The sequence below is a fragment of the Lascolabacillus massiliensis genome (assembly GCF_001282625.1).
Classification (GTDB): Bacteria; Bacteroidota; Bacteroidia; order Bacteroidales; family Dysgonomonadaceae; genus Proteiniphilum; species Proteiniphilum massiliensis.
In genome coordinates this window covers 170,611-196,560 of the sequence record NZ_CTEJ01000001.1, presented here as the reverse complement: position 1 = coordinate 196,560, position 25,950 = coordinate 170,611, and the positions used below count along the sequence as shown (strand labels likewise).

Sequence of the window (25,950 nt, the reverse complement as noted above, 5' to 3'; positions counted from 1 at the left end):
AATATCGATATGAGCGAATTTATTAATAACTCAACAATGCGCAAAGAGAAGCTTCGCAGCCTTTTACTAGAGCTTCACAATGGAGGAAATCCTGCATTGCTGCGTCGACATCTTATTAATGCACTTAGAAATATTCCCTATAACGAAGTTGTAGAGGTTGAACAGGAATTAATAACAAGTAATTCACTTACTGAAAAGGAGATTCTGGAGTTTTGTGATTTACATACTGCTGTACTTGATGGAAGTATTGACTTAGATGGAGCAAAAGATGTACTTCCTGGACATCCTGTAGATACTTTCATTAAAGAAAACAGTGCGATCCGTAAGCAAATAGAAGCTTATAGAGTGGTAAGTAAAGAAATAGATAACATAACAGACTCTGAGGTTCCTGGCTATGTTCTTCAGCTTCGTTCTATTTTCAACAATTTTTCAGATATAGATAAGCATTACAAAAGAAAAGAGTATCTTCTTTTTCCGTTTCTTGAAAAGCATCTTATTACCGGACCTCCTAAAGTAATGTGGGGGAAGCATGATGAGACACGTGAGCTTCTTAAGAAATCTCATGAAGTACTCACCTCTCCTATCACTAATTTAAAGGATTTAAGACTAATTCTCATCAACTCACTTGACATTACTGTTGAAATGATTGAAGGAATGATTAAAAAAGAGGAGGAGATTCTTTTCCCTATGTCGATGGATACATTGAATGAAGAGGAATGGTATAAAGTATATCAGGAAACTCCTGAATTCGGATACTGCTTGATTGATCCGGAAGATGAGTGGGCTCCGGCAAATATGAAAGTAGAAAAGCAGACTTATGTTCAGACTGATGGGATAAGATTATCTTCAGGAGCTTTTAACATTAACGAACTTGAAGCTCTTTTCCAATATTTGCCTGTTGATATAACTTTTGTAGATAAAGACGATAAGGTTAGGTTCTTTTCACATAGTCCCAACAGGGTATTTGAACGAAACCGTTCAATAATAGGTCGTGATGTAAGGATGTGTCACCCACCGGGCAGTGTACATGTTGTGGAGCAAATACTAACTGATTTCAAAAGTGGTAAGGAAAATAAAGCTATTTTCTGGATATCAGGATTCCAAAAAGATCGGTTTATTGTTATTGAATATTGTGCCGTTCGTGGTAAGGATAATGAATATCTAGGTGTTCTGGAAGTAACACAGGATATTACTAAACTACGAAGTTTGGAAGGTAACCAGCGACTATTATCATATGAGAAAAAATAACATAGCTCTGTAAAGTATTTAACAAACAGATTGTTAACAAGTAAAGCCGGCAATATTGCCGGCTTTACTATTATCAACTCATTATTCACCTCTATTTTTTCAAATATAAAGTCAATCTATTAGAGATTTGGGTTTACGCTATTCCACTGATCGGTAGTAGGAATAATACCCATAGAAATAACTTCATCGCGTAATTTAACAAGATGGCTGTAACTCTGTTTCAGTTCAGCTAATTCAGCTTCTGTACCATTTACTTTACCAAAAGAAACACCATTCTTATCAAGTGTTGTTTCCATTGCCATCATGATATGCTCGAAACCTTGCTCATTCACATAACAACCTGCTGGCCAGCGGAAAGCTTCACCACCCATAGTTGCACGTATCATCTCAACAGATGTATAAGCTGGACTCTGGAATGAAGAACGACCTCTCAACTTAATGATATTTGCACCACCTTTAGTAACACGAGTTTTAAGTTCAGCCCATTCTTCATTGGTAAGTGCATCTGTACCAATCAAATCGGTTAATGGTTTACCATCTACTTTAGCAGTAGAAGCAAATACAGCCATCTGTTCACCATGACCACCATATGTACGTGCATTAGTAACTTTATTTTGGGCTACACCAAAATGTTTAGCCAGTTCACTTTGTAATCTTGTACTATCTAACGCAGCTAATGTAGTAACTTGTGAAGGTTTAAGGCCTGAGTAGATTAATGCTACAAGACCAGTGATGTCTGCAGGATTAAAGATCACAGTCAAATGTTGCAATTCAGGACAGTAAGATTTAATATCTTTTCCTAATTGTGCTGCAATTTCAGCATTACCTTTCAGCAAATCTTCACGTGTCATGCCATTTTTACGTGGTGCACCTCCGGATGAAATCATATACTTGGATCCGGTAAATGCCTCTTTTACATCTGATGAGTATGTAAAATTGATATCATCGAAACCACAGTGACGCATTTCTTCAACTACTCCTTCAAGTCCTTTTTCAAAAGGGTCATAAAGGCAGATGTTTGGAGTTAAACGCATCATGGCAGCTGTTTGTGCCATATTGGAACCGATCATACCGGCAGCTCCTACAATTGTTAATTTGTCGTTCGTTAGAAAGCTCATAATTGATTAATATTTAAATGTTAGTGATTCTGCTTTAACAAAGTGATTTAGGACTTCAAATATACGAAATATTGCCATATCACCATCTATGCATTTTAATAAAATTCACTAAAATACGCACTGAAAGAAGTGTTTAAAGCAAACTCCAAGCAACTGTAAGTCCAGCCATTACTATAGAAACCATACTCATAAGTTTTATAAGGATGTTAAGTGAAGGACCTGAAGTATCTTTAAATGGATCACCAACTGTATCGCCTACTACTGCAGCCTTATGGGCATGACTACCTTTGCCTCCCAGATTTCCCATTTCGATATACTTTTTAGCATTATCCCATGCACCTCCTGAATTTGCCATAAATATAGCCATTACAAAACCTGTACCTAATCCTCCGGCTAAGAGTCCCATTACACCCGAAACTCCCATAATCAATCCTGTAACAATTGGAACAGTAACAGCAAGCAATGATGGGAACAGCATTTCTCTCTGAGCTCCTTTAGTAGAAATAGAAACACATCTTGCATAATCAGGTGTATCCTCACCTGTAAGAATTCCTTTAAATTCACGGAACTGGTAACGTACTTCCTCAACCATATTTCTTGCAGTCCTTCCAACTGCGTTCATTGTAAGGCCACAAAACAGAAATACCATCATTGAACCTAGGAAAATTCCAGCTAGTACTTTTGGATTCATTAATGTAACCTGGTAGTAATTCATAAAATCAACAAAACTTGCTTTTGCTACATCAACTGTATGACCATCAGCAAATTCAAGTACATTGTCATTTACTCTTAAGAGAGCAACTCTAATCTCCTCTACATAGGAAGCCAGTAAAGCCAAACCGGTTAAAGCTGCTGAGCCTATAGCAAATCCCTTACCGGTTGCTGCTGTTGTGTTACCTAAAGAATCCAACATATCTGTTCTTCTTCTTACTTCAGGATCCAAGCCACTCATTTCGGCTATACCACCTGCATTATCAGCAATTGGTCCATAAGCATCTGTTGCAAGTGTTATGCCCAGAGTTGAAAGCATTCCTACAGCTGCAATTGCAATACCATATAGCCCCATGCTTACATTCTCGGCTGTAAGCATATGAGTAACATCAAACCGAATAGCTGACAGATATGCAATCAGAATAGCTACAACAATAGATAGTACAGGTATTACAGTAGAAATAAATCCAGTACCAAGTCCTGATATTATTACAGTAGCTGGTCCTGTTTTTGCACTGTTTGCAATTTCAATAGCCGGTTTATGAGATGATGATGTAAAATACTCTGTTCCTTGTCCAATGATTATACCTGCCAAAAGACCAGTTATTACAGAGAATGACAATCCTATCCAATTACTGAAACCTAATATATAGAGTATCCCAAAAGTGAATATAGCTATAAATAGTGCACTTATATTAACTCCTCTGTTAAGTGAATCCATAAGTTGTTTAACAGTTGCATCCTCTTTGGTTTTTACCAGGTATATCCCAAGAATTGAAAGAAAAACACCAATAGCGGCAATCAGCATGGGTGCAAATACTGCATTTTCCTGCATAGTTGGATTAAGAGCAAAAGCTGATGCTCCTAATGCTGCAGTAGATAATATAGATCCACAATACGATTCATAAAGATCAGCTCCCATACCAGCAACATCACCAACATTATCTCCAACATTATCTGCTATGGTAGCGGGATTACGCGGGTCATCTTCAGGAATACCAGTCTCCACTTTACCAACTAAATCAGCACCAACATCCGCCGCCTTTGTATATATTCCCCCACCAACACGGGCAAAGAGAGCCTGAGTTGAAGCACCCATACCAAATGTCAGCATCGTAGTAGTTATCATAATTAATTTATGTCCATGATCTGCATTATCAACAAAAAAATCAAGTATCAGATACCAGAGTGAAATATCCAACAAAGCAAGTCCAACTACAACAAGTCCCATTACTGCTCCTGAACGGAATGCAATTCTTAATCCACTGTTCAATGATTTCTGTACTGCATTGGCAGTTCTTGCTGAAGCATAAGTAGCAGTCTTCATACCAAAAAATCCTGCAAGTCCGGAGAAGAATCCTCCTGTTAGAAATGCAAAGGGCACCCACTTATTTTGTAGTCCAAAAAATGACATTGTCACAAAAATGAGAGAGAGAATAATAAAAACAATAATTACAACCTTATATTGTTGTTTCAGATAAGACATTGCTCCCTCACGTATAAAACCGGCTATTGTCTTCATCTTTGGAGTGCCTTCATCCTTTTTCATTAAACTTCTGAAAAAATAGAATGCGCATAATAATGCTGCAATTGATGCAATCGGAACTAAGTAAAAGTAATTCATAGGTTGGTATTTAGAGTTTTACATTAAATTGGTATTATTTGCAAAGATGATAATTTTAATTTATAAAACTGTAAAAATTATCCGGAAATAAAGGTCAAAAAAAACCACCCTGGATGTCAGGGTGGTTATAAACTGAGCTACAAGACTATTATTTAATCTTCTTATAACCATATACTGCTCTATCACCGAGTTCTTCCTCAATACGAAGCAGTTGGTTATATTTTGCCATACGATCTGAGCGACTGGCAGAACCTGTTTTTATTTGTCCTGCATTAGTTGCAACTGCGATATCAGCAATCGTAGAGTCTTCAGTTTCACCTGAACGGTGTGAAGTAACACTAGTATAGCCATGTCTGTGAGCCATTTCTATAGCGTCAAGAGTTTCAGAAAGTGTACCAATCTGGTTTACTTTAATTAGAATTGAGTTAGCGCAACCCTCTTTGATTCCTTTCTTAAGAAAATCAACATTAGTAACAAACAAGTCATCACCTACCAACTGACATTTGCTGCCGATTTTATCTGTAAGTAACTTCCAGCCTTCCCAGTCGTTTTCATGCATACCATCTTCGATTGAATCGATTGGGTATTTTGTTATAAGCTCTTCTAAGTAAGCAACCTGTTCTTCACGACTACGTTTTTTGCCATTTTCACCTTCAAATAAAGAGTAATCGTAAATACCATCTTTATAGAACTCTGATGCAGCACAGTCTAAAGCAATTGTAACATCTTCAGCTGGTTTATATCCTGCATTCTTGATTGCAGTAAGAATTGATTCAAGTGCTTCCTCTGTACCACCGCTTAAGTTAGGAGCGAAACCACCTTCATCACCAACAGCAGTGCTTAATCCTTTATCATGAAGTACTTTCTTCAATGCATGGAATACCTCAGTACCCATACGAAGACCTTCCTTAAATGATTTTGCTCCTACAGGACGAATCATAAATTCCTGGAAAGCAATAGGAGCATCTGAGTGTGATCCACCATTGATGATATTCATCATAGGAACAGGTAAAACATAAGTATTTGTACCACCAATATATCTGTAAAGGGGTAATCCAAGATAGTTAGCAGCTGCTTTTGCTACTGCAAGAGAAACACCTAAAAGAGCATTAGCACCCAAGTTAGATTTTGTTTTAGTACCGTCCAGTTCTAGAATTTTTGCATCAATCTGAGTCTGTTCCAATACATTCATACCAATTAAAGCAGGAGCTATAATATCGTTGATATTTGCTACAGCTTGTAAAACACCTTTACCCAGGTAACGGCTCTTATCACCATCACGAAGTTCTAATGCTTCATTCTCACCTGTTGAAGCGCCTGATGGAACAGCTGCACGACCAAATGCACCCGATTCTGTTAATACATCTACTTCAACTGTTGGATTACCTCTTGAATCCAAAATCTCTCTTCCTAAGATACTTACAATTCTCATGTTGTTGATTTTTATATGTAATAAAATAGTTCTAATGAAATGGATCATTAATTAACTTAACAATCCTACTTGACTGAGTTACAACCTAATACCTTCAATCTTATATTATAACTTTTAATACCGCAAATATACATATTTTTCCTGTAAAACTCTCTGTTTATTAATTAGAATGTCATAATTCTATTAAACAGTTATAAAGCAGCATTAACAGTTTCAATTAGTGCACTCATATTTGAGGTGATGAGTTTTACTGAAATAGCCATGAGTATCACACCAAAAAACTTTCGGAGTATATATGCCCCACTCTCACCTAAAAGTTTCTTCACCTGATCCAGATACCTCAATACAAGGTAAACTATCACTAGGTTTATGAGAACAGCTATAATTATGTTTATGGTGTGGAATTCAGCTCTCATAGTAAGAAGAGTGGTAAAACTTCCTGGTCCGGCAATTAGTGGGAAAACAACCGGAAAAAGTGTTGAAGAGTTATCAGCAGATGGATTGTCATTTCTAAAAATCTCTACTCCGAATATCATCTCTATTGAAATAATAAGCAACACAACAGCTCCGGCCACAGCAAATGAAGAGATATCAACCTGAAAAAGTCTGAGTAATCCCTCTCCTATAAACAGGAATCCTATCAATATAATTGAAGAGTAAATAGCTGCCTTCTCCGCATGAATTGTTCTCCCCTGACTTCTTAAATTCAGGAAAATTGGCACAGAACCTGTAGCATCAATAATTGCAAACAAAACCAAAAAAGCACTTACTATTTCAACCCAGCTAAAAGCAAACATATAATAATGATTTTAGAATAATGAAAGGATAAACTTACAATTTGAACACAAAAATAATAAATTACATCAATACATCAAACAGTAGATTCTATTTTGTCAGTTATCATAGTGATTTTTTCAAGTTTAAAAGGTTCAGGATGTACATAATTTAAGTATTTTACTATCCTGAAAGCATTAAAGTTATGAAAAAACCTTTTCACAAAACTATTCAGTGTCGCACAATTTTCATTGCAATCCTTTAATAATTTCAGATAGTCGATTTCGTTTAAAAAATCAATCAAAACAGGATGTAATTCGGCTACCTTTAAAGTTATAATTTCTTCATCCTTCTTGAAGAAGAACTCTTTCATATCAAAAAACCTTTTAAGCTCTTTAAAAGACTGTCTAGAATATACCTTAAGAACACCGTCAGGTTCATCCAGAATCTTTTGTATTGCCGGTCCAGTGCCGAAAGGAACACGTTCTGAAAATCTTGCAAGGGGATAAACAAAAGTCTCTTTAAGCAATTTCACCCCACCTAATTGAAACACTTTCTGTAGAAAATAAAAGTCCTCCCCTCCCTGCTGACGCCCCATACCCCCAACTCTCACATAAGCATTTGCTGATACTGCAAACGCTGAACCTATCGTATGATAGTAATAAGGAAATCCGGTTGATTTAAGACATTCACTATAGTAGTGAAGATATGACTCATACTGTCTTACGGCAAATTCAATATTACTTTGACTACTTTCTACTCTATGATGAAAGTTGTGTATGGTAGCATTAAGATTACCATCACTTCTAAAAGTATTATAAACGGTGGTAATAAAATTGTCAGAGACTTCACAGTCGGCATCCAAAGAGACAATAATTCCCCTATAGTTTTCAGTCTTATAAAAATGCTCTACTGCAAGATCCATCCCTATTTTCCGTGCTAATCCAACACCTGCATGTTTGTTTGGTAACCCCTCTAATTTAGCAGCTCTTACAATAAAAGAGCGTTCATCTATTTTCTTTGAATAAGAACTAACCTCCTGATATGTTTTAGTATTTCTGTTTACAACATCAATATCAGTTTTAACTGCCGAATTGATAATTACTATCACTGATAAATTTACAGACTCAGGCCTGTCACATCTTCTTATACTCTCCAAAGTGTTTATAATATCCGGTTCATCATAACAGGGTATTACTACAATTATGTCAGAATTAAAGTTAACGTCAAAAACATCATCATGATATCTCTGACCCTGTTTCTGCAGGTATTTATTTAACGATTTCATCATGTAGTAAAATTAATAAATTAAACGCAAAGAAGGACTCTTAAAATAAGAGCCCTTCTTTACTATTCAATAAAATATCACAGAAGCTTATTCTGCTGTTGTTATTGCAGTTGCAGGACCATATTTATTATTAAGGAACTGCACCACTTCATCAGTGATATCATACTTATCCTTAGCATAAATTAGTGTGCTTGTTGAGATATTGCTGAAAATAATTTCGTAATTTCTTTCTCGATTAAACTCTTCCAGTCTTACCTTAATTGTATCTTCCATCTGAAGATTTAACTTCTGCTGTTCGATCATGAATTCCTGAGATAATCTATCAGCAAGTTGTTGATATTCCTGATTCATCTGGATAATACGCTCTTGCTCCTGCTGGGCTCTTTCCTGACTTAAAAACGCGTTGTTACGCAATTTACGTTCAAATTCCTGTGCTGCAGAGTTAATCTGATTTTGACGCTGATTTAGAGTAGCACGGGTACTTTCCTCTTTTCTTAATAGAGACTCATTTAAATCTTTTGCAAAATTGTAGTTCATTAAGAGAGAATCGACGTTAACATAAGCTATTGGCAAAGTAACTGAGGAGTCATTTAATAAAACTGATAGATCTCTACTGTCGGCTTCTTTTCCGGATTTTCCTGATGTAAAGTGCAGGATAAATAGAACAATAACTGCAATAGCCAGCACTCCACTGACTATATAATTGGAGAAATTCTTCATTATTAAGGAATTTTATAGTTTTTCGTTTTTCATTAATTTCAATATTGGGCTCTCTTTATAGCGATACTCAGTATCCTGAGAGGTAGCACAATTTATGCCTCTCTCTTGCATAGCTTTACTTGCACCTATATGAGTATTTGGAAATTCTCCTTTTTTGGTAAAGAAAACACGAATACCCATTAAAAGTATTGCTATAAATCCTACTGCTATACCTATAATTACTGTTTGTAACATAATAATCCTTCTTTTCGAGTCGCAAAGATAGATTATTTACCTAATTAATCACGATATTTTCCTATTAAAGATGCTAAAATTATTGCATGAAGGTTTTTTTTCACCTATTTTTATCGATTACAAACATTTCAATAAAACATACTATGACAATTAAAGATTTAGAACCTTCGTCAATATGGGGTTATTTTTATGACATAACTCAAATACCTAGACCTTCTAAAAAAGAGGATAAGATCAGAGCATATCTACTTGATTTCGCTGAAAAACACAGTCTGGAAGTGAAGCAGGACAAGGCAGGCAATATACTTATAACCAAACCGGCCACACCTGGTAAGGAGGACTTGCCAACTGTAATTCTGCAATCTCATATTGATATGGTTTGTGAGAAAAACTCAGACGTGGAACATGATTTTGACAATGATCCTATTGAGACTATCATTGATGGTGACTGGGTAAAAGCTAACGGTACTACACTGGGAGCTGATAATGGTATTGGTGTTGCAGCTGAATTGGCTGTACTGGCATCCGATGAAATTGCACATGGTAAAATTGAAGCCTTTTTCACAGTTGATGAAGAGACCGGATTAACAGGTGCCAACGCTCTTGAGAAAGATTTTCTGACAGGTAATCTTCTTATAAATCTGGATACGGAAGAAGAAGGAGAGATTTATATTGGATGTGCCGGTGGTAAAGGAACTAAGGCATATTTCAAATATAAAGAGAAAGATGCTCCTAAAAAATACTTCTGGTTCAAAGTAAATGTAAAAGGATTAAGAGGAGGCCATTCAGGCAGTGATATTGATAAAGGCTTCGGAAACGCCAATAAAATTCTTGCAAGATTTTTAAACTCCATTTCCAGGAAAAAATATAATATGATACTTTCCGAAATTGGAGGTGGCAATCTCCACAATGCCATACCAAGGGAGGCATATGCATTGATAGGAGTAAAAGAGAAATATAAAGAGGATATCAGAGTAAAACTTAATACATTTCTAGCAGATGTACAGAATGAATTGAAACATACTGAACCCAATCTTGATATTCAGCTTGAATCAGTGCAAATTCCTTCAAAAGTTATAAACAGAAAAACAACAGAAAAACTAATATTGGCACTTAATGCATGTCCTCATGGAGTTATTGGAATGAGTCACGACATTCCTGGACTTGTTGAGACATCAACGAATCTGGCTTCAATAAAAATACTGCCGGACAATCTGATTGAAATAGGCACTAGTCAGCGAAGCTCAGTAGAGTCACAAAAAAGATATATTGTAAATATGGTATCTTCAGTATTTGAGCTATCAGGTGCAAAAGTTCTACATAACGATGGATATCCGGGCTGGCAGCCAAATCCGGATTCCAAACTGCTTAAACTGGCACAAAGAGAATATAAGGCACTTTTTAATAAAGACACCAAAGTAAAGGCAATTCATGCTGGTCTTGAATGCGGATTATTCCTGGAAAAATATCCAAACCTGGATATGATCTCTATAGGGCCGGATATGACTGATGTTCATTCACCCGATGAGAAAATGAAGATTTCCTCTGTTGCAAAATTCTGGGATTTCCTTGTAAAAATATTGGAAAATGTATCTTCAGAAGATGTAGAATAGATGTCAGTGATATTTAAATGTTAGGTCACAGACTTTTCATATTGAATATTTTTTTATTAATATCATTCACGGAAATTGTTTCTCAGGACAATTTCCGTGTAATGTTTTATAATGTAGAAAATCTATTTGATACAATAGATGATCCTGCAAAGGATGATAATGATTTTCTGCCTGATGGCTTTATGAAATGGACACCCTGGAAGTATCGTAAAAAACTTCAGGATATTACAAGAGTCATTACAGCAGTCGGAGGCATGCAATCACCGGCACTGGTTGGTCTTTGTGAAGTTGAAAATGACAGCGTTATATTCGATCTTGTCAATCGATCTCCACTCATGGCTCAGGGATATGAGTATGTAATGACAAATTCACCAGATAATAGAGGAATAGATAATGCCTTGCTATACCAAAGGCATCAGTTTAAACCACTGGAAAGTAATGAGTACAAAATCGGATTAAACCAAAAAAATATAAAACCAACCCGTAATATACTACATGTAACGGGACTTGTTTTAAGTAAAGATACCATTGATGTATTTGTTTGCCATTTTCCTTCGAGAAGTGGAGGACAGAAAGAGACAGAGCCGGCAAGAATTGAATCAGCTAAAGCTCTAAGGAACATAGTAGACAGTGTGCTTTTAAAGCGCAATAATGCAAATTTTATTATTATGGGTGATTTTAACGATCAACCCAGTGATAAGAGTATGTCAGAAATACTCAGGGCTAATAGTACAGATCTTTATAATGACATATTACAATCTGACTCAGAATCAGAAATAGAAAAGGAACTTTTCAATCTGTTTTATAGAAAAAATAATAACTCTGAAATCGGAACATATAAATATCAGGGAAGATGGTATATAAACGACCATATAATAGTTTCCGGAAATCTTTTAGATACAAATAACCATATCTTTGTTAAAAACAGACTGGCACATATTTATAAGGCAGACTTTCTTTTGGAAGATGATCACGGGTACTATGGCAAAAAGCCGTTCAGAACCAATCTAGGGCCCAGATACAACGCTGGGTTCAGTGATCATTTACCGGTTTATATGGATTTAATTATTAACATACATTCCGAGATTTAACAGATACATTGAGTCCCGTTTTTTCAAACTTTATATTAAAACAGTTGGTTAGTTTCATAAATTAGCCATACATTTGCAATGTCTATGATAGATAGAAAAACAAAATCAATAAAGATTAAACATCAATAAAAACATTTCAAATAAATAAAAACCTATGAATCCATTACTTATTAATTTAAACGGTTGGGAAATACCTATTATTGTTATAGTAATTCTGATACTTTTCGGTGGTAAAAAAATACCTGAATTCATGAAAGGCCTCGGAAAAGGTATTAACAGCTTTAAGAAAGGGTTGAATGATATTGAAGAAGATATCAAAGCAGATCCTTCAGATAATAAAACAACAGGCGATAAATAAATTTATTTTAAGAACCCCTATAGATTACGGGTATATACATGGCAGAGAAAGAAATGTCCTTTTGGGATCATCTGGAAGAATTCCGATGGACTATTATTCATATAATCATTGCTGTTGTAGTCTTATCTATACTAGGATTCATCATAATACCTCATATTTTTGACTCAGTTATATTAGCACCGCGTAATTCTGACTTTGTAACATACAAATTTCTGGATAAGGCGAGCCAATTTATACCGTTCTTACCGGATTTTTCTGCTGAGTCATTTAATGTGAAGATGCTGAATATAAACATGACTACACAGTTCATGACCTATATTTCAACATCATTCGCTTTTGGAGTTCTATGCACTATCCCATATATATTATATGAGATATGGAAATTCATTAGCCCAGCACTCTATGAAAACGAAGCAAAAGGTGTAAAACAGGCCTTTGGTTTCGGAGGATTTATGTTTATCGTTGGATGCCTTGTAGGATATTTCATAGTATTCCCATTGATCTTCAGGTTTCTTATTACTTTTGAATTGAGTGAGTCTATAGATAATATGATATCACTTGATTCATACATGAGTAATTTCTATACTCTTATACTAATAATGGGGCTAGTCTTTGAACTACCCCTGGTATTTTGGCTACTTTCCAGTCTTGGATTGATTTACCGATCATTCTTCAGAACATACCGCCGTCATGCAGTAGTGGGTTCTCTACTGGCAGCAGCACTTATAACACCATCGGGTGACCCATTTTCACTTATTGTAGTTACCCTGCCAATTTATGCATTATGGGAGATCAGTGCCTTCGTGGTTAAAAAAGATCCGCCGGAAGAGGAAGAGGAAAATTTACCTGCAATCTTTGAGTAAAACTTATTTTATATTTATCACTACTTTACCAAAAGGGGAAAAAGCTAGCTTCATCAGTTTGAAGTGCTGATTACCAAATGGTATACCAATTATGGTAATATAAAAAAGCAACCCAAAAAGCAGGTGGGTCAGCACTATTGGCAATCCTCCCACAAAGAACCAAATGACATTCATCAATAGTGAAAGGCATCCTGAAGATGTACTGCTATGTACTGCCTTTTTACCAAACGGCCATAGTGCAACCTCCGCAAGTTTGAGCGACTGAATACCAAAAGGTATTCCGACAATTGTAATCATTAGGGTAATACTCCCTATTACATATTCAATTGCGATTACAAAACCCCCAAAGAGTATCCATATAATATTACCTAATGTTTTCATTTGGCAGCAATTACTTCTATTTCAACAAGTGAATTCTTCGGGAGTGTTTTTGCAGCAACTGTAGATCTTGCTGGAAAAGAGTCTTTGAACTGTTTTGCATACACTTGATTCATCCCATCGAACAGCGACATATCACTTAAAAACACGGTTGTCTTTACAATATTCTCAATATTCAATCCTGCTTCTGATAGGATAGCTTTAATATTGATAAATATCTGTGAAGTCTGTTCTATAATACCTCCAGGAACGAAATTTCCGGTAGTGGGGTCAATAGGTAACATTCCGGATAAAAATAGAAATCCGTTAACCTCTATTGCCTGACTGTATGGTCCAATTGCTTCAGGAGCATTTTTTGTTGATATAACTTTTTTCATATTATTACCAATTTTGAGATTAAAAGGTATATTTATAACTTTTTGTGTAGTAAAGAGCTATTGATTACGCCTTTGTCTAAGAACTTCATAAATCATAACACCTGCTGCTACTGATACGTTCAGCGACTTAATATTGCCAACCTGAGGCAGCTTAACCAGTTCATCACTGATTCTCAGATGCTCTGCTGCTATACCTACATCTTCTGAACCCATTAATATGGCAACAGGAACAGACATATCTACTTCTGTGTAAAGCTCTGCCGCTTTTTCCGATGCTGCAACAACCTTTACTCCACTATTTTTAAGGAAAAGAATGGCTTCTTTCAGACTGTTTTCCCGACATACAGGTATAGTATGCAAAGCTCCTGCCGAAGTCTTAATAGCATCTGCATTCACAGAAACACTTCCTCTGGAGGGTATAACAATTGCATCCACCCCTGCAACTTCACAAGTGCGAGCAATAGCACCAAAATTACGAACATCTGTCAACCCATCCAATACTATTATAAAGGGATTCTTACCCTCTTCATACAATAAAGGAATAATATTCTCAAGCTTTTGATAGGTTACAGCTGAAGTAAAAGCAATAACTCCCTGATGATTTTTTCTGGTAATCCTGTCAATTCTTTCCACAGGAACTCTTTGCATAGGTATATCATATTCACGAATAAGTCGCTGCAACTCACCTATCAATTCACCTGACAGTTCTCTTTTAATTAATACTCTGTCGATGTCTTTTCCGGCCTCAATAGCCTCTATAACGGCACGTATACCGAAAATCATTTCTTTATCTCTCATATTTTTTATTCTGATTGTATGCCAAGAATTGCTTTTGCATTTTCAATTGCTTCAGATGTTACCTCAGCACCACTCAACATCTGGGCAACCTCCTCAACTCTTTCGTCATGAGATAAAGCCTTGATTTTTGATGTAACACCATCTTTTGTATCTTCTTTATAAACAACAAAGTGAGCATCTCCCTTTGAAGCTATCTGTGGCAAATGTGTAATAGTAATAACTTGCATTTCGCGACTCATCTCCCTCATTATTGTTCCTACTCTGTCTGCAACATCTCCCGAAGTACCAGTATCTATCTCATCAAATATAATTGCAGGGAGTGCGGTTGCACCTGCTATCATAGCTTTCAGGCAAAGCATCAGGCGTGATATCTCTCCGCCTGAAGCGACTTCGGAAACGGGTTGTAAAGATGTATTCCTATTGGCTGAGAACAGAAATTCCAGGTTATCTATACCTGTTATGTCAGGGTTTGATTTTTCTTTGAATTCACATTTAAAGCGACTATTTGCAATCTTCAGATAAGCAAGTCTCTCCATCAATTGTTTCTCAATCTCAGGAGCTGCCTCTTGCCTTTTTTTACTTAATGACTTGCCTTTTTTAAGCATTATAGTGCGTTTTTCGGCTGTCTTCTTTTCAAGTACCGATATTTTTTCATCCAGCGAGTCAATATTTTTCAGCTGTTCATCTATTTCATCCCGTAGTTTAATCAACTCTTCTACTGTTGCAACAGAGTGCTTTTTCTGCAGATTGTAAATTGCACTTAGTCTCTCTTCTATTATTTGCTGACGTTCGGGATTATATTCAATCTCTTCAAAATTACGTGAGACATCGTCTCTAACATCTTTTAAATCAATATATGCCGACATCACCCTTTCAGTTAGTTCTGCCACTTTAGGATATACATTCTGCACATTTTGCAGTGTATCCTTTGTTGATTTTAGTAAAGATTCAATATTATTCTCATCCTCCGAAAGCATCGATATTACTGCAAATAAACCTGACTTTATCTCTTCTGAATGAGTTAATGCTTCAAGCTCTTCTTCAAGTTCTTCCTGTTCACCGGGTTTAAGTGAAACTTCTGATAAACCCTTGTGCTGGAACCGGAGATAATCCTCCTCTTCTCTGTTTTTCTGAGCTTGCAAACGCATATCGTTCAATTCTTTTTCTGATGAGCGATAATCTTTATATGCATCTACATATTCTCTCAGCTCTTTTCCTGTCCTTGCAAGAGTATCAACCACATTCAATTGAAACAGGTTATCATTAAGTGCAAGGTTTTGATGTTGTGAGTGAATATCAATTAGCTTTTCCCCAATTTCTTTCAGATCGTTTAGATAAACAGGTGAATCATTTACAAAAGCACGTGACTTTCCGGTACTCCATATTTCTCGACGCAATATGCATTCATTACCATCATATACCCAATCATGATCATCAAAAAAAGATTTAAGATTATAAGTTGAAATATCAAATACCCCTTCTATAAGGCATCTGCTTTCACCATGTTTAATATGGCGACTATCAGCTCTTTGACCAAGAATTAGTGACAATGCACCTAAAAGAATAGATTTGCCGGCACCTGTTTCTCCTGTAATAACAGTCAGTCCTGTATCAAACTCAATGTGAATTGAGTCGATCAGTGCATAATTTTCTATTGTTAATGATTTCAGCATATATTAAACAAAACCTCACTTGAAAATCCTTATTTCAAACAGGAACTCTAACAAACAAAAATACATATTATTTCGGAGATTCCATTTTAGTGATATTGATTTATTCAGGATTTAAAACCCTGAATTCAGTTCTCCTGTTTAACTGATCTGAAAGTTTTTGCTGTTCTGGAGTAAGTCTTCCTATAAATTCCTCATTAAGAATATCTCCAGTTTTTAAGAAGTCATATGTTTCAGCAATAATTCTGTTAATTACTTTTGGGGCTGACTTACCACACCCTTTTGCTTTTAGCCGATATTGATCTATTCCATTCTGAACTAAGTAATCAACTACTGACTTAGCACGATTGGCCGAAAGATTTATATTATACCCCTCATCACCTAACCGGTCGGTATGCGCAGTTAACTCAATTGAAATTTCAGGATGTTCGTTAAGCAGTGCAATCAGCTCATCAAGAGCCGATTTAGATTCAGGTCTAAGTTTAGCACTGTTTAAATCGTAAAAAACATTATCTAGAATGACAGGTTTATTGTATGGAATCATCTCAAAATCTACATAATATGTAGTATCAGATTCCAAATTAGCTGTGTGCAGCATTTTCTTCTGATTCAGAAAGCCATCAGCACTTGCCATAAGTAAATAGGTCTTATCTTTTTCTGCTTCAAATTTATATACACCATCACTGCTTGTTATAAAATTACTCTGAAAACCGTCACTCCCTACTACTGAGACAGTGGCTCCTGATATAAATTCATCGTCCTGATCTACTGCAAAACCCTCTATTATTATTCTTGCAGGCAGATACTCAAATGAATAAATATGATGGTAACCACGAACATCATTACGGTTAGAACTAAAATACCCTTTCTCTACTTTAGGTTCAAATGTAATTCCAAAATCGTCTTGTGATGAGTTAATAGGTGATTTTATATTTTCAACTATCCACTCATTCATTTTATCATTATAATATGCTTCAAAAATATCCAAACCACCCATACCGGGATGTCCGTCAGATGAGAAATATATACTGTTATCATCTCTGACATAGGGGTATAATTCATCACCGGAACTGTTTATTATTGGACCCATATTTTCAACTGTATCTACTTTAAATGATGATGAAAGTCTGGCACGCCAAATATCTTTTCCACCATAACCTCCTCTCATATCTGATACAAAATAGAGGTATCTTCCTGAAGGTGAAATCGAAGGATGGGCAAATATCGCAGTAGAATCTATATTATTAATTTCAAATGGAACTCCTTTGGTCCATAAACCATTTATTCTTCTAGATATATAGATTTCAGGTCTTGTTAATTGTTCACGATCGCTATAACTGGCAGTGTAAAACAGATATCTTCCATCTTTGGTTATTGAAGGAGTACTCTCATCAAATGCACTGTTAATATCAGGATTAAGCAATTCATGTTTTTGCCATTCACCCCTATAGTTCTTTCTTGAAATAAACAGATCACTGTATTTAGTTCCTGTTACAGGATTTTTTTCTTCACCTGTAGCTTCTTTCCCTGATGATGTAAAATAGATCACTTCACCATTTTGTGATAAAAAGGGACTATACTCAGACCCGCCGGAATTAAAAACATCTAATTTTTCTATCTTGTATCGTTTTGGATTCTCTTTCCACTCCTTTGCCTGTTCAACACCTTTCTTGCCATTAATTCCTAATATATTACCCGGCGATAGTTTTAAAAATTCATCATAGGCTTCAATTGCCAACTCATATTCACCCTCTTTATGAAGCATTTTTGCATAATGAAGATACATTAAAGTATCTGGGTATTTATACCTGATTGCGCTTCTATATGCCGACAGAGCACGTGCACTTCGTCCTAACTTCCTGTAAGACTCTGCCATTTCAAATGAAATTATTCCACGAATAGCCTCATTTTTGCCATGAGATTCACTATATAACTTCCTATAAGACTCTGAAGCTTTGTAATACAGACCATTTACATACTGATCTCTGGCATCACTCAATTTAACCTGTTTACAGGATAACTGCAGTAATGCAAAAACCAGTATTAAAGCATATGATAAGTAGTATTTCAATTCCCTGTTTTATTACATGAAACGTTTTCAGGGCTGAAATATTGCAATTGAGAGTAAAAACAGAGAATTATTGATGCTCCGGCCTCAGTAGATCATTTACTGTCTTAACAGGATTGAAGGTTGATATCGGTACTTCAACAAAAATGGTATTCCAGTCGCTCATAGCTCCATTCCATAGTCCCGGCAGCTCCAATGCTTTCAGATCTCTTCCATCTTTTGATTTCTGGGATATAAATCCTGTATTTTTATCCACGTATTTTGTCAGATTGAATTTATTATTCTGAAAACATTTTACTCCACAAACAAGATCAACAGGATTGAAATGAGAACCATTCTTAAAAGCATCCATTGCCTCAGGATTATTTTTATCTATCTGAGAACTCTCAAGAATCTGAGGTGATGTGGTGCCGTCCGGATTAACTGCAATAAAAGGTCCGCCTCCAGGTTCACCCACATTCTTTACCATACCGCATACTCTGTATGGACGATCAAGTTTTTTTCTCAGATACTTTTTAAGATCATCTTTTGTCTCAAACTCCTCTTTTGTGGTAATAAAAAGTTCATTCCTGGTAAATGAGAGCATTTCTGATAACTCCTCATCACTTACATCATCTGACACTAGTCTGTTCAAATAATTAAAAGCACGCTGTTGTACTGTGATAAGAACTCCTGCCAGTAGTTTTTTATAATGAGCTTCATTTTCTTTCAATCTGTCGGGAACAACATTATCAACATTCTTTATAAAAATAATATCTGTTTCAATATCATTAAGATTCTCTATCAATGCCCCATGCCCACCGGGACGGAACAGGAGTGAACCATCTTCATCTCTGAAGGGTTCATTGTTAATATCTACAGCAATTGTATCGGTTGAAGGTTTCTGAATACTGTATGTTACCGAAAATTTCGCATTAAGCTTTTGCTCATAATTTATTTTTCTTGCAGCCACCAACAGTTCAAACAATTGAAGATGCTCTTCAGATACAGTAAAATGAACATTTACCAACCCGTCTGCATTTTTGGCATAAAGTACACCTTCGGTCAAATGTTCTCCCACAGGTGTTCTGTTGCCTTCGGGATATTTATGGAAAAGCAATAGCCCTTTTGGCAAATTACCATAGTCAAGGTCATCCGCTGAAAGTAATGCAGCAATAATATCTTTGTAACTCCCCTCCTCCAGCAATTTTGATGCACTTTTACCTATTAATGATTTACAAGTTTCATCTAGTGAAGTGTAAAATGCGAAATTCTGAATATTTTCAAAAAATGTTTTTTCAAAATCAGTTACAGGTTCATCATAATCAGAATTATAAAAAGCATATAAATCTTTAAACATGCGACTTGCTGCTCCAGAAGCTGGCACAAATTTTGTCACCTTTTTATTGCTATTAAGATATCTATTCCAAGCCTCTATATATTTAGGCTCATCCTCCTCTTCAATTTTTAAAATACCTTTCCCAATTGATGCAGCGGATTCAATCTGCAGGAAAGGGAAGCCGGATCTGAAATAATCCAGTTGTGTTTCAATCTGAGATTCCGAGATTCCTTTTTTATTGAGTAAATCCAGGTCTTGTTTTGTATACATAGTTAATAGTGTTAAGAATTGAAACATTAAATTAAAGTGCTTTGACTGGTTAATGATTTTTAAACCAAAAATGAAAACACTCTGAACTAATAATCCAAAGGTAAAAAAAATATGTTGAAAAGAATGAAAACAGCAAAAAAACTAAAAAAAGGAGATAGTTATATCAGTCATTATGGCAGATTTGCTTTTCCATCAAAATTTTGGCACAAGATTTGAGAAAGAGATGATAAGAAGAATATATCAAATTGATAAGAAATATAAACTATATAAAATTAAATAGATTACAAAAATGGGAAAAATAATCGGAATCGACTTAGGTACAACTAACTCTTGTGTCTCTGTGATGGAGGGCAATGAACCTGTTGTAATACCTAATAACGAAGGAAAACGCACAACACCCTCCGTTGTTGCTTTTGTTGAAAACGGTGAGCGTAAAGTAGGTGATCCTGCAAAACGTCAGGCAATCACAAATCCACATAATACAGTTTCTTCCATAAAAACATTTATGGGTGAGACATATGAACAGGTACAGAAGGAAATTGGCCGTGTACCGTATAAAGTGGTGCGTGGCGATAACAATACACCTCGAGTAGACATTAACGGACAACTTTATACACCTCAGGAAATTTCTGCCATTGTTCTTCAGAAAATGAAAAAGACTGCAGAAGATTATCTTGGTCAGGAAGTTAAAGAGGCTGTTATTACTGTACCTGCATACTTTAGCGATGCACAGCGCCAGGCTACTAAAGAGGCAGGGGAAATTGCAGGTCTTACTGTACGTCGTATTGTAAACGAACCAACTGCTGCTGCTCTTGCTTATGGTCTTGACAAACAGAACAAGGATTCTAAAATAGCAGTATTCGACTTAGGTGGTGGTACTTTTGATATCTCTATCCTTGAGCTGGGTGATGGAGTTTTTGAAGTGAAGTCTACAAATGGTAATACTCACCTTGGTGGTGATGACTTCGACCATAGAATTATCGACTGGCTGGCAGATGAGTTTATAAAGGATGAAGGTATCGATCTGCGTAAAGATCCTATGGCACTTCAAAGATTAAAAGAGGCTGCAGAAAAGGCTAAAATTGAACTTTCAAGTGCAACTTCTACTGAAATAAACCTGCCTTATATAATGCCGGTAAACGGTATTCCAAAGCATCTTGTAAAAACACTTACACGTGCTAAGTTCGAACAGCTGATTGATGATCTTTTACAGAAATGTAAAGAGCCAATTCATAACGCGATGAGAGATGCAGGATTGACTAATTCTGATATTGATGAGGTTATCCTTGTTGGTGGATCAACAAGAATTCCTGCTGTACAAGATCTGGTAGAATCTCTATTTGGCAAAAAACCACATAAAGGTGTAAATCCTGACGAGGTTGTTGCTGTTGGAGCTGCTATTCAGGGAGCTGTATTAACCGGTGAAGTAAAAGATGTACTGTTGCTGGATGTGACACCTCTTTCACTTGGTATTGAAACATTAGGTGGTGTTATGACTAAGCTTATTGATGCAAACACTACTATTCCTACCAGAAAGAGTGAAGTATTCTCTACTGCTGCAGACAATCAGCCATCTGTACAAATTAACGTACTACAGGGAGAACGCTCTTTGGCAAAAGACAACAAGCAAATTGGAGTTTTCAACCTTGATGGAATTCCACCTGCTCCACGTGGTGTACCTCAGATTGAAGTTACTTTTGATATAGATGCCAATGGTATACTAAACGTAACAGCAAAAGATAAGGCATCAGGAAAAGAACAGAAGATCCGTATCGAAGCTTCATCAGGATTAAGTGAAGATGAAATCAAACGAATGAAGGAGGAAGCTGCTGCAAATGCTGAGGCAGACAGAAAAGAGAAAGAGCGTATTGATAAGCTCAATCATGCAGACTCAACAATCTTCCAGACTGAAAAGCAATTGAAGGATCTTGGAGATAAGATTCCTGCTGATAAGAAAGCTCCTATCGAAGCTGCATTAAATAAATTGAAAGAGGCTCATAAAGCACAAAACTTAGAAGCAATTGACGCTGCAACAAATGAACTTAACGCAGTATTCCAGGCAGCTTCTCAGGAAATGTACAATGCAGCTAATGCTCAGGGAGGAGCACAGCCAGGGGCAGACAGTGGTCAGCAATCGTCACAGGGAGGTGACACATCAACTAATAATGATGTAACTGATGTAGATTTCGAAGAGGTTAAATAATATAATATTCAAACTACATTTTATATATAATAAAAGAGGTCATCCCAAGTTTTCTTGCGGATGACCTCTTTTTTGGATTATAATTTACTCATACCTCGGTCTTATCTTCCTTATATAATAATGTGGAGGCACTGGACTTAGTAAGGGCTTGGTAAACCCCTTATAACTATAAAGAAGGTATGTAGTATTATTTGAAAAACATAGAAGCATAAATGAGTGCAAAAAGCAACAAAAAATCTGATTATGAGGTTGATCATAATGTTTTTATTCTTATCTTTGCAGCCCAAATAGAAAGGAGGTTATTGCAACACTCAGATAAACAGAGAACAGGGAAAAAATTTTAAAACAGTATTATTATAGATAATCAGGTATAGCAAACGATTACACTGATATTTCTATAAATCCCATTTGCAATAATATTCACAAACTAATAAACTAACAAATTTCAAATAAAATGATAATTGTACCGTTAAAAGAAGGCGAAAACATTGAAAGAGCCTTGAAAAAATTTAAACGCAAATATGAAAAAACAGGTGTAGTTAAAGAGCTTCGCAGACGTCAGGCATACATTAAACCTTCTGTGAAGAATCGTAAACAAAAACAACACGCTGTTTACGTTCAGAAAATGCAAGAAAACGAAGAATAAAATTTCCGAATTCTGAATATATTCTTTAACTTCGTAGTTCAAATGTTTTCATTGAGGGCTACTGAATGTGGAAAGAAAAATTTACAGAATATCTCCGTTATGAGAAGAACTACTCTTCTCAGACGGAGATTTCTTATTTAATAGATCTCACTCAGTTCGAAGATTTTGTTGTAGAAGAGACTGGTAGTTTCAATCCATCTGAAATCGACAGCGATATTGTAAGAATATGGATGAGCAGGCTAATGGAACAGGGAATGAAACCTTCATCCGTGAACAGGAAGCTAAGCTCATTAAAAACGTTCTTTAATTTTTTAGAGAGAAAAGAGTTAATAGGAAAAAATCCGGTTAAGCTTGTCTCAGGATTAAAAACCTCAAAGAGGCTTCCTGTCTTTGTTAACAACAGAGATATGACACGTATTCTGGATAGTCCGGATAATTATTCTGACGATTTTACAGGCTGCCGGGATCGTTTTTTAATTGAACTGCTATATGTAACAGGAATGCGACGTGCAGAGGTTATTTCATTAAAAGACAGCGACATTGATTTCAGCTCTTCCAGTCTTAAAGTGACAGGAAAAGGAAACAAACAGCGCTTTATACCATTTTCTGATGATACAAAGAATAAAATTCTAAAATATATAGAAGTAAGAGACAAAGAAATTAAGAACAAATCTCCTTTTTTGATTGTTAAAGAAAATGGAGAGCCATTAAGTCCTGTACAAGTTTATAATATTATTCGGAACCATTTGAACGACATCCCTACTCTTTCAAAAAGGAGTCCACATGTGATACGTCATTCATTTGCTACCGAAATGATGAACAATGGTGCAGAAATTAATGCTGTAAAGGAATTGCTGGGACATGTTAGTCTCTCTTCGACGGAAATCTATACTCATGTCACATTTGAAGAAATGAAAAAAACTTATCAAAAAGCTCATCCCAGAGCAAAAAAATAGAGGAGGTAAATTTATGGAACTAACGATTCAATCTGTAAACTTTGATGCAACTGAACAATTGAAAGCATTTACTGAGAAAAAGGTTAAAAAGCTTCAGCGTTTTTCTGATGATATTATTCAGGCAGAAGTAATCCTGAAAGTAATCAAACCTGAATCGGCAAAAAACAAAGATGCAGCAATTAAGATAAATATCAAACAAAAAGATGCATTCGCAAATAAAACTGCAGATACTTTCGAAGAGGCTATCGACCTGTGTATTATGGCAATTGAGAAACAAATCATAAAAACTAAAGAAAAAACTAAGGAAAACTTTTGAAAAAAAACAAACAAATGTTTTGTCATCAATAAAAATATCACTACCTTTGCGACCGTTTCACTCCTAAAAACGTTTAGGAACGGTTAAAATCAAGCATACAAGCCTCTTTAGCTCAGTTGGCCAGAGCACGTGATTTGTAATCTCGGGGTCGTTGGTTCGAATCCGACAAGAGGCTCAGAATTTTTGGGCAGTTACCAGAGTGGCCAAATGGGGCTGACTGTAACTCAGCTGGCTTACGCCTTCGGTGGTTCGAATCCATCACTGCCCACTTTTCTAGATTTAGTGATACTTTATTGAATCAATAAATCATTTTTGCGGAAGTAGCTCAGTTGATAGAGCATTAGCCTTCCAAGCTGAGGGTCGCGGGTTTGAGTCCCGTCTTCCGCTCTTTTAAATTATGTCGCAGTGCTGCACGGGACTAAAAGTTAAGTCCGAAGTAAATCGGTATGTTCCGTCTTCTACTCTTTTGCCTATGTAGCTCAGCGGTAGAGCACTTCCTTGGTAAGGAAGAGGTCGCGGGTTCAATTCCCGCCATCGGCTCGACAATTTATGGAACGAAATTAGGATCAAGATTAGGGGCAGAAGTGCCGAGTGTCTTGAGTTTCACTGTTTATAGACGTAAATACAAAGAATACATATATTATTTAAACTAATTAATAGGACATTTTATGGCAAAAGAACATTTTAACCGGACGAAGCCGCATGTGAATATCGGTACTATCGGTCACGTTGACCACGGTAAAACTACTCTAACGGCTGCTATCACCACCGTCTTAGGAAAAAAAGGATTCTCACAGGTTCGCTCATTCGATTCAATCGACAACGCTCCGGAAGAAAAAGAAAGAGGTATTACAATCAATACTTCACACGTTGAATATGAAACTGCAGAACGTCACTATGCACACGTTGACTGTCCGGGTCACGCTGACTATGTAAAGAACATGGTTACTGGTGCTGCTCAGATGGACGGTGCTATTATAGTTGTTGCTTCAACTGATGGTCCAATGCCTCAGACACGTGAACACATTCTTCTTGCACGTCAGGTAAACGTTCCAAGGCTGGTTGTTTTCATGAATAAGGTTGACTTGGTTGACGACGAAGAGATGCTAGAATTAGTAGAAATGGAAATGCGTGAATTGCTTTCATTCTACAACTTCGATGGTGACAACACTCCGGTTATTCAAGGTTCTGCTCTTGGTGCACTTAACGGTGAGCCAAAATGGGAAGAAAAAATTATGGAGCTTATGGATGCTGTTGATACTTGGATTCCACTGCCTCCACGTGATGTTGACAAACCATTCTTGATGCCTATAGAAGACGTATTCTCAATTACTGGTCGTGGTACTGTTGCTACAGGTCGTATCGAAACAGGTATCATCAAAACTGGTGAAGAAGTACAGATCATCGGTCTAGGAGCTGAAGGCAAGAAATCAGTTGTTACAGGAGTTGAAATGTTCCGTAAGATCCTTGACGAAGGTCAGGCTGGTGATAACGTAGGACTTTTACTACGTGGTATCGACAAAGATGAAATCAAACGCGGTATGGTTATTTCTCACCCAGGTAAAGTTAAACCTCACTCTAAATTCAAAGCAGAGGTTTATATCCTGAAGAAAGAAGAAGGTGGACGTCACACTCCATTCCATAACAAATACCGTCCTCAGTTCTACATCCGTACACTTGACGTTACCGGTGAAATTTCTCTACCAGAAGGCGTAGAAATGGTTATGCCAGGTGACAACGTTACAATTGACGTTGAACTTATCTACCCAGTAGCATGTAACGTAGGTCTTCGTTTCGCGATCCGTGAAGGTGGACGTACAGTTGGTGCCGGACAGATTACTGAGCTGATTGACTAATAATACCGAAATCATTTGTC

General features: G+C 36.4%; 23 protein-coding genes and 4 tRNA genes. 14 read left to right on the top strand and 13 right to left on the bottom strand.

Going from position 1 to position 25,950, the window contains the following annotated elements:
• Nucleotides 1–9: 9 nt before the first annotated feature.
• Nucleotides 10–1,248, top strand: a complete 1,239-nt coding sequence (locus BN1354_RS00820; RefSeq protein WP_053825952.1) for a DUF438 domain-containing protein — start codon at nt 10–12, stop codon at nt 1,246–1,248.
• A 119-nt stretch (nt 1,249–1,367) separates the two neighbouring features.
• On the opposite strand, the gene BN1354_RS00815 is transcribed toward BN1354_RS00820, so the two are convergent.
• The 7 genes from BN1354_RS00815 to BN1354_RS00785 form a co-directional block, all read right to left on the bottom strand.
• Entirely contained in the window at nt 1,368–2,366 is a 999-nt protein-coding gene (locus BN1354_RS00815; RefSeq protein WP_053825951.1) for a malate dehydrogenase, read from the bottom strand.
• Nucleotides 2,367–2,499: 133 nt separating this feature from the next.
• Nucleotides 2,500–4,701: a sodium-translocating pyrophosphatase gene (locus BN1354_RS00810; RefSeq protein ID WP_053825950.1), complete on the bottom strand. Its 2,202-nt coding sequence runs from the start codon at nt 4,699–4,701 to the stop codon at nt 2,500–2,502.
• Nucleotides 4,702–4,849: 148 nt separating this feature from the next.
• Complete coding sequence (gene eno, locus BN1354_RS00805) at nt 4,850–6,133, bottom strand: phosphopyruvate hydratase (RefSeq protein WP_053825949.1); 1,284 nt, start codon at nt 6,131–6,133, stop codon at nt 4,850–4,852.
• Between the two features lie 191 nt (nt 6,134–6,324).
• Nucleotides 6,325–6,930, bottom strand: coding sequence for a MarC family protein (locus tag BN1354_RS00800; RefSeq protein ID WP_053825948.1), 606 nt, complete (start codon nt 6,928–6,930; stop codon nt 6,325–6,327).
• Nucleotides 6,931–7,004: 74 nt separating this feature from the next.
• A complete protein-coding gene (locus tag BN1354_RS00795) occupies nt 7,005–8,198 on the bottom strand; it encodes a glycosyltransferase family 2 protein (RefSeq protein ID WP_052673201.1) in 1,194 nt (397 codons plus the stop codon).
• An 84-nt stretch (nt 8,199–8,282) separates the two neighbouring features.
• On the bottom strand, nt 8,283–8,915 hold the full coding sequence (locus BN1354_RS00790; protein WP_045090173.1) for an OmpH/Skp family outer membrane protein: 633 nt from the start codon (nt 8,913–8,915) through the stop codon (nt 8,283–8,285).
• Nucleotides 8,916–8,927: 12 nt separating this feature from the next.
• Nucleotides 8,928–9,149 (bottom strand): hypothetical protein, encoded by a 222-nt coding sequence (locus BN1354_RS00785; protein ID WP_045090174.1) that lies wholly within the window; start codon nt 9,147–9,149, stop codon nt 8,928–8,930.
• 143 nt (nt 9,150–9,292) lie between these two features.
• Here BN1354_RS00785 and BN1354_RS00780 point away from each other — a divergent pair, with 143 nt between their 5' ends.
• From BN1354_RS00780 to tatC, 4 genes are all read left to right on the top strand, one after another.
• A complete protein-coding gene (locus tag BN1354_RS00780; RefSeq protein ID WP_053825947.1) occupies nt 9,293–10,762 on the top strand; it encodes an aminoacyl-histidine dipeptidase in 1,470 nt (489 codons plus the stop codon).
• Nucleotides 10,763–10,863: 101 nt separating this feature from the next.
• Nucleotides 10,864–11,853, top strand: a complete 990-nt coding sequence (locus BN1354_RS00775; protein WP_053826377.1) for an endonuclease/exonuclease/phosphatase family protein — start codon at nt 10,864–10,866, stop codon at nt 11,851–11,853.
• A 154-nt stretch (nt 11,854–12,007) separates the two neighbouring features.
• Nucleotides 12,008–12,211, top strand: coding sequence for a Sec-independent protein translocase subunit TatA/TatB (locus tag BN1354_RS00770; RefSeq protein ID WP_045090177.1), 204 nt, complete (start codon nt 12,008–12,010; stop codon nt 12,209–12,211).
• A gap of 38 nt (nt 12,212–12,249) precedes the next feature.
• Nucleotides 12,250–13,074 carry a twin-arginine translocase subunit TatC gene (tatC, locus tag BN1354_RS00765; protein ID WP_045090178.1) on the top strand — a complete coding sequence of 275 codons (825 nt, stop codon included), beginning with the start codon at nt 12,250–12,252 and terminating at the stop codon, nt 13,072–13,074.
• Between the two features lie 3 nt (nt 13,075–13,077).
• On the opposite strand, the gene BN1354_RS00760 is transcribed toward tatC, so the two are convergent.
• The 6 genes from BN1354_RS00760 to BN1354_RS00735 all read right to left on the bottom strand — a co-directional run bounded on the left by BN1354_RS00760 (nt 13,078) and on the right by BN1354_RS00735 (nt 19,953).
• Nucleotides 13,078–13,455: a YccF domain-containing protein gene (locus tag BN1354_RS00760; RefSeq protein WP_045090179.1), complete on the bottom strand. Its 378-nt coding sequence runs from the start codon at nt 13,453–13,455 to the stop codon at nt 13,078–13,080.
• Nucleotides 13,452–13,829: a RidA family protein gene (locus tag BN1354_RS00755; protein ID WP_045090180.1), complete on the bottom strand. Its 378-nt coding sequence runs from the start codon at nt 13,827–13,829 to the stop codon at nt 13,452–13,454. The genes BN1354_RS00760 and BN1354_RS00755 overlap by 4 nt, the downstream gene beginning before the upstream one ends.
• A gap of 57 nt (nt 13,830–13,886) precedes the next feature.
• Nucleotides 13,887–14,627 carry a 23S rRNA (guanosine(2251)-2'-O)-methyltransferase RlmB gene (gene rlmB / locus BN1354_RS00750; RefSeq protein ID WP_053825946.1) on the bottom strand — a complete coding sequence of 247 codons (741 nt, stop codon included), beginning with the start codon at nt 14,625–14,627 and terminating at the stop codon, nt 13,887–13,889.
• A 5-nt stretch (nt 14,628–14,632) separates the two neighbouring features.
• Complete coding sequence (gene recN / locus BN1354_RS00745; protein ID WP_045090182.1) at nt 14,633–16,300, bottom strand: DNA repair protein RecN; 1,668 nt, start codon at nt 16,298–16,300, stop codon at nt 14,633–14,635.
• Between the two features lie 100 nt (nt 16,301–16,400).
• Complete coding sequence (gene porE / locus BN1354_RS00740) at nt 16,401–18,368, bottom strand: PorE family type IX secretion system protein (protein WP_053825945.1); 1,968 nt, start codon at nt 18,366–18,368, stop codon at nt 16,401–16,403.
• Nucleotides 18,369–18,435: 67 nt separating this feature from the next.
• Nucleotides 18,436–19,953 carry a DUF4301 family protein gene (locus tag BN1354_RS00735; RefSeq protein ID WP_053825944.1) on the bottom strand — a complete coding sequence of 506 codons (1,518 nt, stop codon included), beginning with the start codon at nt 19,951–19,953 and terminating at the stop codon, nt 18,436–18,438.
• A gap of 289 nt (nt 19,954–20,242) precedes the next feature.
• Here BN1354_RS00735 and dnaK point away from each other — a divergent pair, with 289 nt between their 5' ends.
• The 9 genes from dnaK to tuf all read left to right on the top strand — a co-directional run bounded on the left by dnaK (nt 20,243) and on the right by tuf (nt 25,930).
• Entirely contained in the window at nt 20,243–22,156 is a 1,914-nt protein-coding gene (gene dnaK / locus BN1354_RS00730) for a molecular chaperone DnaK (protein WP_053825943.1), read from the top strand.
• Nucleotides 22,157–22,610: 454 nt separating this feature from the next.
• On the top strand, nt 22,611–22,802 hold the full coding sequence (rpsU, locus tag BN1354_RS00725; protein WP_045090196.1) for a 30S ribosomal protein S21: 192 nt from the start codon (nt 22,611–22,613) through the stop codon (nt 22,800–22,802).
• A 65-nt stretch (nt 22,803–22,867) separates the two neighbouring features.
• Entirely contained in the window at nt 22,868–23,758 is an 891-nt protein-coding gene (locus BN1354_RS00720; RefSeq protein ID WP_053825942.1) for a tyrosine-type recombinase/integrase, read from the top strand.
• 13 nt (nt 23,759–23,771) lie between these two features.
• Nucleotides 23,772–24,074: a ribosome hibernation-promoting factor, HPF/YfiA family gene (hpf, locus tag BN1354_RS00715; protein ID WP_045090198.1), complete on the top strand. Its 303-nt coding sequence runs from the start codon at nt 23,772–23,774 to the stop codon at nt 24,072–24,074.
• Nucleotides 24,075–24,175: 101 nt separating this feature from the next.
• Nucleotides 24,176–24,249, top strand: a tRNA-Thr gene (locus BN1354_RS00710).
• A gap of 10 nt (nt 24,250–24,259) precedes the next feature.
• A tRNA-Tyr gene (locus BN1354_RS00705) sits at nt 24,260–24,342 on the top strand.
• Between the two features lie 46 nt (nt 24,343–24,388).
• Nucleotides 24,389–24,461: transfer RNA gene (locus BN1354_RS00700), tRNA-Gly, on the top strand.
• Nucleotides 24,462–24,542: 81 nt separating this feature from the next.
• Nucleotides 24,543–24,614, top strand: a tRNA-Thr gene (locus tag BN1354_RS00695).
• Between the two features lie 128 nt (nt 24,615–24,742).
• On the top strand, nt 24,743–25,930 hold the full coding sequence (gene tuf, locus BN1354_RS00690; protein ID WP_053825941.1) for an elongation factor Tu: 1,188 nt from the start codon (nt 24,743–24,745) through the stop codon (nt 25,928–25,930).
• Nucleotides 25,931–25,950 lie beyond the last annotated feature (20 nt).